Origin of the sequence: Desulfobotulus pelophilus (genome assembly GCF_026155325.1) — a bacterium.
GTDB lineage: Bacteria > Desulfobacterota > Desulfobacteria > Desulfobacterales > ASO4-4 > Desulfobotulus > Desulfobotulus pelophilus.
On sequence record NZ_JAPFPW010000025.1, the window covers coordinates 1 to 18484 of the forward strand.

Here is an 18484-nt window from a genome sequence, read left to right on the forward strand (position 1 = left end):
GCATCACCTCGTGGCGGAACTTGGGAAAGGATAGCGGCAGGCTTCCCTAATTTATGGAATGCAATTCGCCCGGAAAGGTTTATCCCCTTCGTGTCTCTCCAATGGAAGAGACACGAAGGGGATAAACGGATTTCTTCGCCATATGGTTCCGCTGCGTTCTTATCTGCTCTCCACCTTCCCGTACAAAAGACTCAGAAGGTGCCCCCCCTCTATATCCGCTGTCCAGCAGAAAAGCCCCTCCATCTCCTTCCCGTTCACCCTCATCCCCCCCGGCAGAATTTCAAGCTTTTTCAGGGGCAGATGAAAGCCCTGGCCCACAAGCTTGAGCCCGGCCTCCTTCAGGGTCCAGTGCCGGAGGATCTCCCGCTCCGGCTTTCCGGACAGAAAGGCCCATTCCTCTTCAGAAAAAGCCATGCGACGCAGGGCTTCCGTATCCCGCTCCCTGTCCGGCTCCAGATCCAGCCCCAGCGTTCCTCCCTTCTCAAGAACAATCCCCGCCGCAGCATAATCGCCGCCATGGCTGATGGAAAGGGCATATTCGGGGAAATCCGGTAGAAAAGGAACCCCTTTTTCCGTATTCTCCACGGCTATACCAGCCCCTGTTCTCGTATCCCCCAGAAAGGTCCGCACCAGCTCTTTCACAGCCATGCGACCGCAGAGCCACTCCATCTGCCTCTTGGCAACGGCAAAACCATGAAAACGGGCTTTTTCTGCTTCTGAAAACCCCTCAGGAAAAACATCTTCCGGAAGAAACAGTTTTTTCCGTGTTTTCCATACAGACCAGTCTTCCTCTTTGGGAAATAATCCGGCCACCACATCCGGAATACAGACCAGATGCAGGGCCACGGGAATGGCTCCCAGCTGGAAGGGAACAGAGGAGAGAGGCAGAAAAGATGGGGCGGCTTGCCAAAAATTTCTGTATTTCATAGGCTATATTCTTCTTATGGTATGTCCAGAGGGGGAAGAAGGCAGATTATCCGCCACAACAGTCTTTTGTAAGGGATACATGGCCAACAGAAACACTTGCGTCAAGGTAAAAGCAGCTGTTTTTCCACGCGCACGCGCCACCCTTGGGTGCTGAAATCAGATCCAAAGAAAGGCTTACAGCATGGACTCTGTAAAAAAGCAACGATTTGAAACTCCTCAAGATTCTAAAAGTGAAGATCTGATTCCCCGCAAAGGCAACTTCAAAAAATTAATAACCTACAGGAAGGCGGAGGCAATCTATGATATAACCTACTATTTTTGCACAAACTTTTTAAGACGAGGAGACCGTACCACAGACCAGATGGTACAGGCAGCCCGTTCCGGAAAGCAGAATATCGTGGAAGGTTCGGCAGCTTCCGCCACATCAGGGGAAATGGAAATCAAGCTCATCAATGTTGCCAAAGCCAGTCTTCAGGAACTGCTCATGGACTATGAAGATTTTCTGAGAACCCGGGGGCACCGGCAGTGGGAAGCCGATTCCGTGGAGCTGGCAGCCATGCGAAAACTGGGAAGCAGCCACAACGACAGTGCCTTTTTCATGCAGATGGTAAAAACAAGGCCGCCCGAAACCATTGCCAACATGGCCATTGTACTCATCAAACAGAACGACTATCTGCTTTTCAGGCAGCTCAAAGCCCTTGAGGAAGCCTTTCTGAAGGAAGGCGGCATGCGGGAGAGAATGACACGCATGCGGCTGGAAGCCCGTCGCAATGGAGGAGGCAAGACATGAGGCTGGGGGCTTAAAATATTTAAAAGCTTTAAAGTCCTTAAGGTCTTTAGGTCTTTAAGGTCTTTAAGGTCTTTAAGGTCTTTAAGGACCCTAAAGACCTTAGCAGTAAAAAAAGGGGCAGGCCCGGAAAACCCGCCCCTTTTCACTTTAAAAGCACATCTCCTGTCTCACCCTACGAAACCTTCTTCACCCCAAAGGCCTCCACTTCCCCCTCCAGGGAGAATCCAGCCGCCGCAGGAATGCGGATCATCTGAAAATCCTCCACCCGCACCATGAGGCGACCATTGGCATCCACAAGGGCCATGTCAAAGAGATCCGTCTTTTCCAGTTCCGCCTTTTTCTCCGTCACGCAGACATAAGCCGTGCGAGCTTCGGGCATATCAAAAATCCGCAAGCGGCTGAAAGAAGAAGGCAGCACAGGGGTGCCCTTTCCCAGCATATTGAACAGACCTCCGGTCTGAAACATAGCATCCAGCAGCACCACAGGGATTCGGAAATCAGGTGCCTTGACACCAGCAAAGAAAAAGCCCTGCCCCGCATCCCGCATCAGGGTGACAAGCTGCCTGCCGTCAAAGCCCGCCACGGACTCAATGCTGCGGAAGACCCCGTCCATGAAAAGCCGCGTGGGCCGGTAGATGAGATCCCCAAGGCTGCCCTTATGCCGCAGGCCCGGCAGATCGGGAATGGCCATGAGCTGCACACCGGGCCGCAGATCCGCCGTCTGCACCCTGCCCGTATAATGCAGGGTTTCCGTGGTTTCCGAAGAGCCGGGCCGTGTGAAGGAAGAAAGCATTTCTACAGTCACACTATCCGCTTCAGGGCCTTTGGCCCGGATTTCCAGCCGTTTGGGACGGTTTTTCAAAAGCTTGATACCATAGGGAATGGAAAAATCCTCGATTTCCGTCACATAACGCCTGCAACTCACCTGAAGGGCCGCCTCGGCCAGGGTTTCAAGGCCCGTGGCCCCGAGGAAAAGGGGAACGCCGTCCAGGCTGTGATCTTTGAGGAAAAGATCCCGCTCCAAAGTCAGGGTGCGGACAAAACGGGCTGTTTTGCCATCCGGCTCCAGCCCTGCATCCAGAAAGGCATCCAGCACCGGCCCCTGACCGGCAAGGGGCAGCAGGCCATCGGGATCAAAGGCCCGGTCTTTGCCCGTGAACACAGCCTCGCAGGGTTCGGGGCTACGGCATTCCCCAAGGAAGAAGCGGATTCCCGCCTTTAAGGGCAGGAAGGTGAGGCCCCGGCTTTCCAGCACGGTTTTCACCGAACCCCGCGTGGCCATGCCCGTGCCTTCCCAGGCTGTCCAGGCCAGCACCTTGGTGACGCAGTGGGGCCGCTTCACCTGCTCCGCCAGCACCATTTTGCCCAGCATGTCGTTGGCTGCGGTGTAATCGCACTGACCGGCATTGCCAAAACGGGCCGTGACCGAGGAAAAGGCGAAAATCGCCTTGAGATCATGGCCGGAGAAGGCTTTCAGCAGATGGGCCATGCCTCTGACCTTGGGCGTAAAGACCCGGAGGAAGGAGTCCAGAGTTTTCTTATCAAAGACCTGGGATTCCTCCACACCTGCCCCGTGGATGATGGCATCCACTTCCGGGAAGCTTTCGGCCAGTTTCTGAACGGCGGCAGAATCCGTCACATCCGCAGACACATAGCGTACGGAAACGCCCTTTTCCTCCAGAAGACGGAGACTCTCCGCCGTGCGGTGCAGGCCCTGCATGCGCTCTGCGGTTTTTTTCAGGTGAAGGGGAGACAGGCCCGGCATTTTATCCGCCAGACGGGCCATGAGATCCTTTAAGGAAAGCCCTGCGGTCTCCGGGGTGAGATCCTTTAAGTCCGAACGGCCCACAAGGATGAAGGCCACATCCTTTTCTTCCTCCGCAAGGGCCTTCACCATCTCAAAGGTAATGCCCCCTGCCCCGCCGGTGACAAGAACGGTGCAGCCGGAAAGGATGTTCTTCTGCCCCTGAACCTTTTTTTCAAGGAGGGTGGGCAGAAAGCGGGTGTCTCCCACAAAGCCCGTTTCCACCCGACCATCGCCGGTGAGGAGTTCCTTCACAAAACGGCTGGCCATGGAGGGGGCATCAAAACGCTTGTCTCCGAAATCCGTAACCTTGATGCGGGTATGGGGAAACTCCCGGGCAAGGCTTTTCAGAAAGCCGGAAAAAGCCGCCTGTACCGGGTCCGGACGCATCTCGCCTTCCCGGATACCCATGGCCGTGGGAAAGATCACGGACTGGAAGGCGGGCATGGCAATGAAGGCTCCCTGCCGGTTTAAAGACTCCCGCAGGGCGTGGATGGCGGTAAAGAGGACGGCGGGCATGCGCTCACGGCCTTCTGGCACCTCCGTATTCAAGGGATGGAGCAGCACAAGGCCACAGAGATCCGGATGGGCCTTGGCAATTTCTCCGAAAAGGAGGGCGCTTTTTTCCGCATCCCGGTCTTCAAGGAGATAATCGCCCCTGTCCCGGCCTGCGGTGAGAATCACGGCACCTGCGGCTTCAAGGCCTTCCATCACGGGTGCGGCAAGGCCCTGATCGTCTAAGGTCACCAGCACCTTGCGGCCGGAAATGCCAAAACGGGGGCCTGCTTCCGCAGGAGCTTTGCGTACATCCGGCAAAAAACGGAAAAGCCCTTTTTCACTGCCGCTAGGGTCTGCCGGAAGAAGAGAAGGATCTTCTTCGCTTCCGGGACTTTCAGAAACAAGGCTCTTCCCCCGTCTGCCTTCTTCGGGGACGAAGGGGGCTGTAGCGAAGCCAGGCCTTTTGTCCCCCTCTCCCTCTGGGAGAGGGCCGGGGTGAGGGCTTAATTTCCGGGTATCTTCAGCCCCGGAAGCATTCAAAGCCCCCTTCTGGGCAGCAATGTAGTCCGCAATTTTACCCAAGGTGGAAAGCTCCCGCAGGGGCGCGTCCTCTTCGGCCCCAAGGCCAAAATGCCCCATGACCTTAGAGAAAATCTCCACCTGTTTCACCGTATCAATGCCGAGATCCGCCTCAAGATCCAGATCTTCGGCCAGCATGTCCGTGCCATAGCCCGTCTGCTCGGAAAGAATGTTCCGAATTTCTGAAAGGATGGCCTCCCTTCCGGAAACACCTGCGGCAGAAACTTCTGCCACCTCTTTCTCTTCAAGGGATACCGCGCCCGACTGGGCCGCAATGTAGTCCGCAATTTTACCTAAGGTGGAAAGCTCCCGCAAAGGCGCATCCTCTTCGGCCCCAAGGCCAAAATGCCCCATGACCTTAGAGAAAATTTCCACCTGCTTTACCGTATCAATACCGAGATCCGCCTCAAGATCCAGATCTTCGGCCAGCATGTCCGTGCCATAGCCCGTCTGTTCGGAGAGGATGTTCCGGATTTCTTCAAGAATATGTTCTCTGCCGGAAGCACCTGCGCCGCTGGCTTTTCCATCCTCTTTTTCTTCAAGGGATACCGCGCCCGACTGGGCCGCAATGTAGTCCGCAATTTTGCCTAAAGTAGAAAGCTCCCGCAGGGGCGCATCCTCTTCGGCACCAAGACCAAAATGCCCCATGACCTTAGAGAAAATTTCCACCTGTTTGACCGTATCAATGCCGAGATCCGCCTCCAGGTCCAGGTCTTCCGCCAGCATGTCCACACCATAGCCCGTCTGCTCGGAAAGAATGTTCCGGATTTCTTCCAGAATCTTCACCCGGGAAGAGACCTTCGGCTCAGCCTTTGCCTTCATAACAGGGGCAGGGGGTTTTTCCTTTGCAAAGGCGGGAAGACTTTCTCCCGAAAAGCCCGGAGCGCTTGCCAGCACCAGCACCCGGTTTTTCATCTTGAGATCGGGCTTTTCCATGCCGGAGATGGCAGAAAGCCAGGCTTCATAGGCGGCGTTATTTTCCGTGGCCCGTTCTTCCGTGCGCTTCACCATGAGCAGGGCAAAGTGGGAGCCAAAACCTGCGGAAAAATGCAGGCCGTACTGGAAGTCTCCCCTTTCTCCACGGCTGAATTTCAGATCGCTGAAATGCTCCGGCACCTTCTTCAGGTGGGCTACGGGCGGGGTCTGTCCCCTTTGCAGGGCTTTCACCATGACCGCGTCTTCAATGGCCGCCCCCAGGGTATGGCCCGTGAGGCCCTTGGTGTTGGTGATGGTGATTTTACCCGCATCCCGGCCATAGGCCGCACGCAGGGCCTCAATTTCCGCATCCGCACTGCCGCCCCGCGCAGGGGTGAAGGTTTCGTGGGACATGAACACCATGCGGGAAGCGTAGCTTTCCGCATCAAGACCATGGCGGGCCTCCACCTGCCGCACAAAGCGGGCCATGGTTTCTGCCAGATAAGGCACATCAATGCGGGTGGTGTGGAAGGCCGCATTGGCAAGGAAGGAGCCAAGGATTTCCGCCTGCCCCTCAAGGCCGCGTTCCCGGATACGGTCCCTTCTTTCCACCACAAGGGCCGTGGCTCCGGCTCCCAGCAGGGTGCCGTTGCGATCCGCATCAAAGGGCTTGGCTGCTTTGGAAATCTCCTTTTCAATGGAGGCAGCGCCTAAACTTAAAAATCCCGCACTGATCCAGGGGCCCTGACCCGATGCCGTGGCCGTTTCCGAACCAATCACCACCACCCGCTCACAGCGGCCACTGCGAATCCAGTCTTCGGCCACGGCAATGGCCTGGGTGGTGGAAGCACAGGCACCGCTGAGATGCACATTGGGGCCACGGGCCCGGATCATTTTGGCAAAGTGGGCAGAGGCAAGGGGGGTGATTTTATCAAGGAAGGTACTGTCAAAGCGGTAGTCCTCCTTTTTCTCCCAGAGGGGACGGATGGCGTGGAACCAGCCCGCTACCCTTTGCTTGAGGCTGCGCTCGCTGATATTTTCCATGAGATCATAGTAGAGGCTTTCAAGGGCCCGTCCCGGCCCTTCCTGATACCGGTGCTGCTGGAAGGCCTCCATTTCATGGATGAGGGTTTCCCATCCGGGGAAAAGGCCGGTGAAGATGACACCGGTAGTTTCCTGCATGGAAGCAGGCAGGGCCAGCTCCTCTCCGGCAAGACGGGAGCCTGCTTTGCTCTGGCCCTCCAGCAGGGGAATGCGGGCATCCTTCAGGGCTTCCAGACCTGCGGCCATGGCCAGGGCAATGCTGATGTCCTGCCCCTTTTCCAGACCATACTCCCCTTCCGGATCAAAGAAGCCGAGTTTTCCCGCAAGATGAATCACCTCGTCCGTGGAGGCGATGTCCACAAAACGGGCATTGCCTTCCGGCGTTTTGTGCAGCCTGCGGATATTGCGCTGGAACATGGCTTCCTTTTCTTCCTGCCCCAGTGCTTCAATGAAATTCTGTCCCTGTATCAGGCTGTCAAAATGATCATCGGAAAAAACGGCCCTGCCGCTTCCGGGAAGGCCCACGGAAACCCCTGCAATGGAAACGGCACCCGTGTAGAAACCAAAATTTTCATAGGCTTTTAAGCGAAGGCCGTCCTGCTCCTTCTCATATTCCTCCAAAAGGGCGGCTTCCATGCGGCTGCGGTTGGCCTCCAGAAATGCGGCAAACCCTTTGTCCTCATCCTCTTTCATGGTGAAACTCCCCTTGATATCGGCCTGATTTCTGGCGCTATGGTTCTTCGTCTGTGGCGGCACCTCTCTTTTTTCAGACAAGCCTTTTTCCCTGCCAAGGCTTGTGAAGAGGGCCTCCATGCTGGCGCGTTCACCCTTTTTGGGGTCAACGGCAGAGCGCAGATCCAGCCCTTCCAGACGGTGGCTTTCCACCAGACGGGCCAGAAGATTGCCCGGCCCCACCTCAAGGAAGGAGCGGCAGCCCTGATCATAGAGATGGCGCACCCCTTCCATGAACTCCACGGGAGAAACCATCTGCCGGGTGAGAAGCTCCTTCACCGCGTTCTCATCTTCGGGATAGGGTTTTGCCGTGACATTGGAGATGATGCGGGGCAAGGCTTGGGTCTGAAAACGCAAGGGGCCGAGGGCCTTGGCCATGCCTTTGGCGGCATCGGCAAAGAGCGGCGTGTGAAAGGCTCCGGAAAGGTTCAGCTTGCGGAAAAGCACACTTTTCTGGGTGAGAAACTCCCCGAAACGCAGCATGGCCATTTTTTCGCCGGAAACCACGGTCTGACCGGGGGCGTTCTTATTGGCGATGTACACCCCTTCGGCATTGAAGGCAGCAATCAGATCCGCCACCTCCTGCGGCCCCTTGAAGACGGCCATGATGCTACCGGGAAAGTCCCCTGCGGCCCGCTGCATCAGAGAAGAGCGGGTGAGCACCAGAGAAAAGGCCGCATCAAAATCTAAAGCGCCGGAGGCAAAGAGGGCCGTATATTCCCCAAGGCTGTGGCCCAGCCAGGCATCGGGCTTCAGGCCCTTTTTCACAAGCAGGCTGTGGATGGCGGCAGAGGCCAGAAATACCGCAGGCTGGGTATTTTCCGTGTGGTTGAGATCCCCGCCCTTTCCTTCAAACATCAGGCGTAAGAGACTTTTTCCCCGTTTTGCCTGAAAGAGCCTTTCCGCCTGATCCCCGAGGCTGCGGATTTCAGGATAGGCTCCGTAGAGATCCTTCATCATGCCCACCTTCTGGGCTCCCTGACCGGAAAGGAGCACGGACATCCCGCTAAGGGTGGCTGGCAGGGCCAGAGAGGGCTGCAGAGAATCCGCCAGCCTTTCTTCTTTTCCGGCCTCTTCTTTCCGGAGGAAGGGAGGCAGGGCAGAAACCACCATATGCCCATGGTTGCCCCCAAAGCCATGGAGGTTGGTGGCAAGGGCCGGTCTTCGCATTTGACCAAAGTCTTCGGCCGCATCCGGGCTCACCAGAGGGCCGCCCGCTTCCATGAGGGTGGTTTCCGGATCAAAGCTGTGGTGGGGCAGCCTTCTTCTGTTTTTTTGCATAAGAAGGAGCCGGGAAAGGATAATGGCGGGATTGGCTCCTTTGTAATACCCGTATTCCGGCTTGATATTGCCAAAGGAAATGCCGGAGGCACCGTCAAGGCCCATGTGCACGGCCCGTTTTTCCATGCTGTCCGGGATTCTGTGGCCAAAGCCGAAGGGATCGAGGTGGTGCAGGTCCGAAGGCAGCATGCCCGCTTCCCGGTAGGCTGCCCCCATTTCCCTTGCCAGCAGATTTTCTGAAAGGGCGAAAACACTTTCTCCTGCTCTGGAGGCCATGGCAATGCTGCGGATTTCTCCTAAAATGGGAAGGCCCTTTTCCTTTGCTTTGGCGTAGGTGGTGAGCACCTGCACCGCAGCTCCTTCCGAGAGGTTCACCCCTTGAGACTTGCCCTTATCCCAGAACCGGGTGTCCTCCTTGGAAAGCAAACCGAGGCGCTTGAAGACCAGAAGGGCCGCAGGATAAAAGGCCGAATCCACCCCGCCGCTGATCACATAATCGCAGCGGCCGGACACAAGGTGCATCATGGCTGCCCGCAGGGCAAAGCCCGAAGAAGCGCAGGCCGCATCCACGGTGAAGTTGGGGCCGTTGCAGTTCAGCACATTGGCTACCCTGCCGGACACGATATTGGTGAGCAGCCCCGGTGTGGTGTCTTCCGTATTGGGCGGCAGGCGTTTGCGAAAGACGGCCGTCAGGGCTTCTGCCAGCTTTGTGCTTTTTTCCGGCGAAAGACCCTTGGTTTTTTCCATACAGGCCGCCACAAAATCAAGGCGGATACGGAGAATGTTTTCCACATGCCGGGTACTGGATATGGCACCCAGCATCACCCCGACCCGGTTGGTGGGAGTTTTCAGCTCCTCTTCCAGACCCGCCCCACGGATGGCCCGGTCCGCCGCCGTAAGGGCCAGAAGCTGGGCTCTGTCGATGAAGGCAAGGCTTTTGGGCGGAATGCGAAAGCGCATGGCATCAAAGGTGAAATCCCCGCAGAGACCGGCCTTGAGATAGGGAATGCGGTATTCCCTGTCTTCCTCGGCATAGGCCTTTGCATCAAAACCCAGATGGGCTTTTTCCGTGAGAAGGCTTTTTCCCGAAGCCATGGTTTCCATGAAGCTGTCTTCATCTTCGGTTCCGGGCAGCACCAGCCCCATGCCCGCCACCACGATGCGCTGATCATTGGGATCAAAGGAAAGGTCGGGAAACACCTCCCTCTTAAGGGGCCTGTAGTCTGAGGTGGGGGCTTCCAGTACGCAGTGGTAGTTAATCCCTCCGAAACCATAGGCGCTGACCGCGGCCAGAAGGGGCTGGTCTTTTTCTACGGGCCAGGGAGAGGCGTCCTTTACCACAAAGATGCCCGTTCCCGAAAGATCATGCACCGGACCCAGTTCCTCAAAATCCCCGTTGGGCGGGAGGATACGGTGGTTCAGGGCCAGAAGGGCCTTTAAAAGCCCTGCGGCTCCGGCCCCTCCCAGAAGGTGACCCACCTGACTTTTGGCGGAACTCACCCCAAGGCTTGGGTTTTTGCCGTAAAAACCCTTCACGCTTTCAAGTTCTGCCGCATCGCCCATGCGGGTGGAGGTGCCATGGGCTTCCAGAAAGGTGACCGCTTCGGGCACAAGGGGCCGTTTCATGTTTTCAAAGGCCCGGGTCATGGCCAGTACCTGCCCCTTCACATTGGGAGCGGCAATGGCCTTGCCCTTGCCATCGGAGCTGGCTCCCATGCCCCGGATCACGCCAAAGATTTTATCCCCTTCGGCCACAGCATCCCGCATGCGCTTCAGGATAAAAACCACGGCCCCTTCACCCAGCACAAAGCCGTCGGCCCGGCCGTCAAAGGGCCAGGAGCCTTGGGCGGATAATGCCCCCATCTTGGAAAAACCCACAAAGGTTTCCGGAGCAAGGTTGGTATTGATGCCTCCCACGATGGCCGCCTGGGCCCGGCCGGAAAGAAGCTCCTGCATGGCGCAGTCCAGGGCCGCAAAGCTGGTGGCACAGGCCGCATCGATGAGATAGTTGGGGCCTTCCACTCCCAGGAAGGCAGCCACCCGGCTGGCCTCAATGTTGAGCACAGCCGTATCCGGCGGCTCATTACGAAATTTTCCCGCAAGGCTTTCTCTGATCCCTTTCACCAGAGCCGTCTTTTCCCCTTCTTCAAGGGTCTCAAACTCAGGCAACGCTTTCAGGACAGAAAGGATTTCCGGAGTCCAGTATTTCATGTGCAGATCATGGGTCAGCTCATTGCCAAGGCAGGAGGCCAGAATCACAGGCGTTTCTAAGGGAAGGGTTTTACTCCCCTTACTGTTTGGCACAGAAAATCCACCGGAGTTGGCTGCCTGATACGCGGCTTCCAGAACCAGCTGCTGACTGCGGGAAAGGCGGGCGCCGGTTTTTGCATCCAGCCCGTATTTTACCGGATCAAAGGTAAAATCCCGAACATCGGCGGCCACGGAGGTATAACTTTTGTCTTCCGCACTTTTATCCTCACTCACATAGAGGGAAGGCAGGCGGCTTTCCTCCATCTTCCGGATGGAAACATGGCGGTTCAGGATATTTTCCCAGAAAGCCTCCGGCGAAGGAGCGTCCGGCAGCACGCAGCCCATGCCCACCACGGCAATTTCATCCAATATTTCCCCATCGGGACGGGTAAGCCGTTCCAGGGTATCAAGATGCTGCCGCAGGGCCGTCTTGTTGTCAAAAAGACGACCGTGGATGGACTTCACCGTGCAGGTGTCTTTGAAAAAGACCAGGGAATCGCCCACGCAGAAGTTACCCTTTTCAAAGATGTCCTCTTCTTCCAGCATCCGGCATTCGACACTTTTTCCGGAAAAATCCGGCACCATGCCCTTGGCCGCAATAAGAAGGGAGCCCATGTTGTCCTTTTCAAAGGCATCTTTCCGCTCGGAAAGGGGATCGCCCGTTTCCATGCGGCTGTGCTCCAGCTCCCGCATCCTTATGGCAAAGGGACTGGCCAGCGTACGGGATGGAAGGCCTACGGTGCGGCCAATCACCTGGGTTTCCTTCTGGTGCAGCACTTCCTTCTGGTACCGGGTATGGAGAGCACCCGTTTCCACAATCTCACCGGTGAAAAGATAGGCCGTTCCCACCTGAATGCCGATCTTAAGACCCCTTTGGGAAAGACCTGCTGCCATGCCGGAGATGAAATGGGAGGCGGCTTCCGTGGAAATGCCCCCTGCATACACAAGGGTTTTTTCCTGCAATGCAGCGTCATCCAGCTGAGACAAAAGCTCCGTGCCCATTTCCCAGAGCACAAGACTTGTGAGGGAGCCCACATGCCCGCCGCACTCCGTACCTTCCAGAATGAAACGGGACACCCCGCCGACAAGGGCATTTTCCAGCATGCGGGTGGCGGGGGTATGCAGGTAGGTGCGGATACCGGAGGCTTCCAGCTCCCGCACCTGGGCGGGGCTTCCCCCTGCAATGAGGGCAAAGGGAATGTTGAATTTGCGGGTAAGATCCATGTGCTCGGGAAGGCGGCGGTTGAAGGCCTCAATGCCGATGAGCCCCGCACCGCAGGGAATGCCCTTTTCCGAAGCCTTTTCCAGCATAGTTTCCGCCAAGGGAACAGGCAGGCTGCCCATGGCAAAAAAGGGAAGGCCTCCGGCCTCTGCCACCTTCTGGGCAAAGTCCACGTTATCACTGATGTTGGCCATGGGGCCCTGCATGATGGGGTACCTCACCCCGTGCTCTTTTGCCAGGGGGGTTCCGGCCCGTAAGGGGTCGGCCGTTTCCAGAACGGCAAGGCTTTTTCTCACTTCCTCAAAAAGCCCGTGGATCATGGCTTCCACACCCTCGCCCCTGCGAAGGAAATGCCTTGCGAACACGGCATCCTGACCCAGATAGAAAAGACTCTGCACACTTTCCGCAGCCCCATCGGAAAGATCCGCCATTTTTTCCTTCAGGGTTTCAGAAAGGATGCGGGCTTCTTCGCTTTTTTGATCCGCACCCAGCACAAAGCGGGGCTCCAGTTTTTTCAGATCCTGGGCCAAACGGGTGCCGAGCCTTGCAAAAAAGCGGTAACGGGAGCCTTCCGGGCCTTCCAGCAGCAGGGTGTCAAGATCCTCAATGCCGTTCAGAAGTTTGCGGAAATTCTCTCCAAGGGGGGATTCCCGGCAAAGCCAGAGCTGGGCATCCAGCACAAGGCCGCTGGCTCCTGCACTGAAAAACCCCGCTGCCGTGTGCATGCCCACACCCCCGTGGATGAAAAGGGGAAGATCACTTGTTTCCAGATACTCCTGCATGAGAATGAGAGCCGTGTGGCGGGAAACGGAACCTCCGGCCTCAAGGCCCTTCAGCACCAGCCCATGAACGCCCATGCGGGAAAGCTCCGGGCCATGGCCCGTGTGTTTCAGCTCCAGAAGGCGCTTGACCGGCCAGGCTTTCAGATCCAGATTCTTTAAGGCATCCTCAAAATCATAGGAAAAAATGAGGGCTTCCAGATATCGGGGGGGATTTTTTTTAAGCTTTTCCAGAAGGTCTTTTCGGGAAAGGGGAACCCGGATGGCAAAGAGGATATTTTTTTCATCCAGCGTCCTGCCTGCCCCAAGAACGGCTTCTGTGTCCATGAACTCCGCATCCAGAACCGGAAGGCCCCCTGCCCTGTGCAGGCTTTCCATGTAACGGAGGTTGAAAACTTTCTGGGGCAGACAGGCAAGCAGGGGAAGGCGGCAATCCAGTATTCTCTGCATGGGCTTTTTTTCTCCTTTATGGCGGGGCCTTAAAATATTGTAAGACCCGGGTCTTGCGGAAGGATGGGTAAAAATAAGGGTTTCCCTGTTCACGGGGAACCGGAACAGGGCCTTAAGCAGGATGTGTGCCAGAGAAAATATGTGCACGGCAGAAGCGGCAGGCAAAACACAGATAAACATTTAAAATTAAAAACTATACTTTCATAAAAAAGAGGCGCATGCTTTCCTCAGGGGAAAGGGTAGCACTTCGCACCGCCCATACACAAAATGAACATAGCACTGCACAAAACGACCACACCCATCCAGAGGTAAGCCTGCGGAAAAAAGGAAGGATAAAAAAAAAGAAGAGACAGCCGAAGCTGTCCCTTCATCCCCGGAGGAAGAGGCTCAGACATGAACACAGGCAAGCGGACGGCTACCGGAAGCTATATTCAAGACTGAAGGCCAGCACATGGGCATCGGGTCTTTTGTAAGTGGTTTCATGAAAATTACCCTCATGATCCCTCGTTGCGGTATTTTTCACATCAAAATACACATTCCGCATATAACCGACACCGATGGTGAAGTGATTGTTCACTCGGGTCCGCACACCCGTACCCAGATTAATGAAATTATTCTTGTACAAGGCCTCCGACTGATACTTGTCATCATAGTTCAGGAAGGCGTAGGCTATGCCCGCACTGAACCTTGTATTCTCCGAAATTTTGTAATCTCCACCCACACCGATTTCAAAGCCCGGATCCAGATCATACTTGATTTCATTCGGCACAAAAACCTGACCGGTAAAGGTGGACGGCGCTGGTTTCTTGTATTCCCCCCACATGGGCAAGTACAGGATGAACATACCATTCATGTTCAGTCTGTCCGTGAGAGCATAGTCTGCTCCCAGAAATATTTTAGTGGGCTCATCAAAGCGAAAGCTTCTCTTATCCGTATAACCGGAGGCCTGAGAGAGGAAATTGCCCTGAGAAAGATCCTTTTTCACATCCACTTCCCAGTCCATGGGAGCAAGGGACTCGATCATGAAGGCAAGGTTCAGTCTTTCAACGGGCTGATAATTGACGCTCACAAAGAGAAGCCCGCCCAGAGCCGACCATTCCGCATCATAAAGTGTATCCTTGCTGCCGAAAAGACCTGCGGACTGTACATCAATCTGTGTGGACTGATAACCATAAATAAGCCTTGCCCCTGCGGCCACGGAGAGCTTCTCATTTACCGCCCGGGCCGCACCAAAGGTAAGGGCCGGCATCATGGAAAGAATTTCCACGCTGGCTCCCGCCCCGACGGGACCATTCGGATCATTCATATTACCGGTAAAATATTTCTTTCCATTGGTCCATCCTGCCGTATTATCAATTCCCCACAAGGCCATATTCACATTGGGTGTACCATCGCTGAAAAAAATACTGCCGCCCCCGCCGTAAAAATAGAACCCGCCGAAAAAAGACCAGTCATCCTTCTTGTAATTGGCATAGATAGAAGGAACAAACTTGGTTGCCCTTTCCTGCTTAAAGGAACTCTGGGCCTGATAGGAGTCCCCCATCTCAATTTTATAAGGATTGTAAAGGGACTGGCTGGAAAAATGAATATGCAGGCCTTCATCCATCCGCACAAGCCCTGCAGGGTTCATCACCACACCATCGGCACTGTCTGTAGCCGCATGCCTGCCCGCAGGATTGGAGATCCAGTTGGCACTCAAGTTTGTTGCATAGTTTATGTAGGTAGCGTAAGCCGATGATGCCAATAAAATCAGACCTGCCATGAATACAGAAATCAGAACATTGCTTTTCATAAACACTCTCCCCTTTAGACCATAAAAAAATTAAACCAGACACCTGTATGGCAACCCCCCCCCATCCCCCCTGTCTTGCTGAAACGGCCAGTGCTGTGATCATGGTTTTACAAGCTGTATCAGGCTCCCGGCAGGTGATCAGGATTGACTCTGCACCAAGAGCTTCCGACAGCCGTACCCGTGAGAACAAGCAACCTTCGTATGAAATACGTACCGCAACCCAACTTCAGGATATGGATTACTTTGTGCAAATAGCGTTCCCATATAAGTATAGCCATCACAGAAGTACTTGGATCAACGACACAAACACCGTTTCACAAAAACACAAGCAATTGATTTTAAACTTAAAAATCTTTTAAATTTAAAAAAACTACTAACAACTATCAGTCAAACATAGGCACATCAATCATGCAGGCACAAAGCCGCATACAAACAAAAATAAATTATAAATTGTGAAATAAAAAAGCATCTTATTCCCACATGCCACAAGGATGAAAAACAGTGTTTTCAAGTGGTGGAGAAAAGATGCTTCTGGAAATAACAGGGCAAAAGCCTGATCTTACAAACAAAACAAGATCGAGCTGAAAAAAGCAAAAAAACAATTCGTCATTACGGAACGCCATTTCTAAAACGTGGCTTTTTTGTCTCTCTTTACCTAACGACTTTCCCTAAAGTTGCCATTACTAGGCTTTCAGAATTCCGCAAGTATGTCTCTTTTTGTTACAAAAAATTCACGCCCTACCATCATTTCATGATGAAAACTGCTTTCCGCTACCAGAACATGCATTGCTTATCAGTATATTCATCAACCATTCAGTAAAAAAGCAGACCCGGTCTCCCCGCCTTTTCCACCACGACCTGCTTTCTTTTCTCAAAAGACAAAACAGATTCTTTCCCGTTATTTTTCCCCTTGAATGTAGCCAAATGAAGACGGACCCTGTATTATGGACCCGCTTCCAGGAGGAAGAAAATCAAAAAAAAGCGGAAAACCGCTGCGAATCAAACTTACAAGATCAGAGGAGTACCATGGTATTCACAACACCTTTAAAAAGTAACAGCATCAAAATCATGCTCCTCGGCAGCGGTGAGCTGGGCAAGGAAGTGGTGATGGAAGCCGCACGTCTTGGCATTGAAACCGTGGCCGTAGACAGCTATCCCCATGCTCCGGCCCATCTTGTGGCCAACACGGCCCACGTGGTAAACATGAAGGACAGAGAGGCCCTTCTGGAAGTGATCCGCCGGGAAAGGCCTTCCTTCATTCTGCCGGAAATCGAGGCGTTAAGTATTGAAGCCCTTGAAGATGCGGAAAAGGAGGGGTTTCATGTCATCCCCAATGCCGAAGCCGTAAAAAAAACCATGAATCGAAAAAACATTCGGGATTTTGCAGCAAAGGAACTGGGGCTTCTTACCAGCCGATACCGTTTTGTCAAAAGCCTTGAGGAACTGCAGGCAGCCGCCGGAGAAATCGGTATTCCCTGTGTGGTGAAACCCGTCATGAGCTCTTCCGGACACGGCCAGAGCATCATACGATCCGAAGCGGAACTCAACCGGGCATGGGAACATGCCAAAGAAGCCAGAGGGGATGCCAGCGAGCTGATCGTGGAAGAATTCATCCCCTTTGATTACGAAATCACTTTGCTTACCGCACGGACGGAAAAAGAAACCGTTTTCTGTGAACCCATCGGCCACCATCAGGAAGACGGAGACTATGTGCTCAGCTGGCAACCCATGGCCATGACCGAAGCCACCCTGCAGAAAGCCCGCCATATGGCCAAAACCATTACAGACGGACTGGGAGGCCGGGGCATCTTTGGAGTGGAGTTTTTTATTCAAGGCGAGGAAGTCTACTTCAGTGAGGTCAGCCCCCGTCCCCACGATACGGGCATGGTCACCCTCATTACCCAGAGCCAAAGTGAATTCGCCCTGCACGTAAGGGCCGTTTTAGGATTACCCCTTGATTTTGTTTTCTATGGTCCGGGAGCCAGTGCGGCATTCAAAAGCCGCCAAGAAGCTTCGGTACCCGTACTGGATGTACCGGATACGGCTTTTGCCAAAAATTCCTTTATCCGTGTTTTCGGAAAACCCGTCAGCCATGTGGGACGACGCATGGCCGTGGCCCTGGTTTTTGACGAGGTGGAAAAGGCCAAAAACAGGGCAGAAGAAATCGTATCCCTCATGAACGGCTGATATCCAGTGCCTTCAAGGGTTCTCATCCCTTTTTTTCCACTCGTATGCGGCACAAAAGGATCGAGTGTGTAGCGAATGCCGCATCTCTGCAACCAAAGGTTCTGTAGACAGCGTCTTTTCCCGAACGGATCAGGACAAAACCTCATCAGACCATGGCGACAGCCCTTTTCTCAAGCCCTGCCCGCTGGTTGTTTCACCGGCTGGCAGGGCATATTCTCTACCCCATACAAAGCCGTACCGCCCCGGACAACCCGCGGCCTTCTTTCCACAGGGACAGCGGAGAACTCTCAGGCACAGGAGCCACGAACAGCGTTACAAAATAGTATTTTTCCAGAAAAACACCAGCCATCCATTTGAACAAAAAAACAATAATTACAAAACCATGCAGCTTTGGCACACACAGTGCTTACCCAATAAGCCTGCCCTTTACGGCAGCTTAGCCACCTGCCCTCCCATTACCCGGAGAGACCCCATGCAAACCCTTTTTATTATAAAAACCGGCAGCACCTTTGCCTCACTTTCCAGACAATTCGGAGATTTTGACAGCTGGATCAGGACCGCGCTGGGTCCCGTCTCCTTTCCTGTCATAACTGTGGATGCCGAAAAAACAGAGGTTCTTCCGGCAGCAGAAGACTGCTGCGGTGTCATCATTACGGGATCGCACGCCATGGTTACGGATGCACTTTCATGGAGCAGAATCCTTGAGGCATGGATCCCTTCCCTGCTGCAGGCAAAAATACCCCTGCTCGGTATCTGCTACGGACACCAGCTGCTTGCCCGCGCTGCCGGTGGGGAAGCGGGCTTTCATCCCAGAGGCCCTGAAACCGGCACGGTTATGCTGACGCGCCTTCCCGAAAGCAAGGGCGACCCCCTCCTTGGCTCTCTGCCACCGTCTTTCCCCGTGCATGCCACCCACGCACAAACCGTGCTGAAACTGCCGGACAACGCCATCAGGCTGGCTTTCAGCGACCATGAAGCCAACCACGCCTTTCGAATACCCCCCTGTGCATGGGGTGTTCAATTTCATCCAGAATACACGGAAGCCATCATGCAGGCTTACATTCTTGAAGAAAAACTACGAGGAGAACGGAACGAATCAACAACAGACACTCTCTTGAAAAACGTTGTGGCAACCCCGCAGGCATCCGAACTCCTGCAAACCTTTGCCCGCATCGTTCAAAAATTTTCATACATACCCGGAGACCATGACTGAAACAGAACCGGAGGAAACCAA

General features: G+C 54.5%; 6 protein-coding genes. 3 read left to right on the forward strand and 3 right to left on the reverse strand.

The genetic code is table 11. The features are described from left to right. Positions 1-159: 159 nt before the first annotated feature. A complete protein-coding gene (locus tag OOT00_RS14615; RefSeq protein ID WP_265426149.1) occupies positions 160-927 on the reverse strand; it encodes a 4'-phosphopantetheinyl transferase family protein in 768 nt (255 codons plus the stop codon). 181 nt (positions 928-1108) lie between these two features. Here OOT00_RS14615 and OOT00_RS14620 point away from each other — a divergent pair, with 181 nt between their 5' ends. Beyond that, positions 1109-1717, forward strand: a complete 609-nt coding sequence (locus OOT00_RS14620; RefSeq protein ID WP_265426151.1) for a four helix bundle suffix domain-containing protein — start codon at positions 1109-1111, stop codon at positions 1715-1717. Between the two features lie 172 nt (positions 1718-1889). Here OOT00_RS14620 and OOT00_RS14625 read toward each other — a convergent pair whose 3' ends face one another. Next, complete coding sequence (locus tag OOT00_RS14625) at positions 1890-13271, reverse strand: type I polyketide synthase (RefSeq protein ID WP_265426152.1); 11382 nt, start codon at positions 13269-13271, stop codon at positions 1890-1892. A 415-nt stretch (positions 13272-13686) separates the two neighbouring features. Next, positions 13687-15063 (reverse strand): OmpP1/FadL family transporter, encoded by a 1377-nt coding sequence (locus OOT00_RS14630; RefSeq protein WP_265426154.1) that lies wholly within the window; start codon positions 15061-15063, stop codon positions 13687-13689. A 1026-nt stretch (positions 15064-16089) separates the two neighbouring features. On the opposite strand from OOT00_RS14630, the gene purT reads away from it, so the two are divergent. Next, positions 16090-17250 (forward strand): formate-dependent phosphoribosylglycinamide formyltransferase, encoded by a 1161-nt coding sequence (gene purT, locus OOT00_RS14635; protein ID WP_265426156.1) that lies wholly within the window; start codon positions 16090-16092, stop codon positions 17248-17250. A 472-nt stretch (positions 17251-17722) separates the two neighbouring features. Beyond that, positions 17723-18463: a glutamine amidotransferase gene (locus OOT00_RS14640; RefSeq protein WP_265426157.1), complete on the forward strand. Its 741-nt coding sequence runs from the start codon at positions 17723-17725 to the stop codon at positions 18461-18463. The last annotated feature ends 21 nt before the right edge of the window (positions 18464-18484 follow it).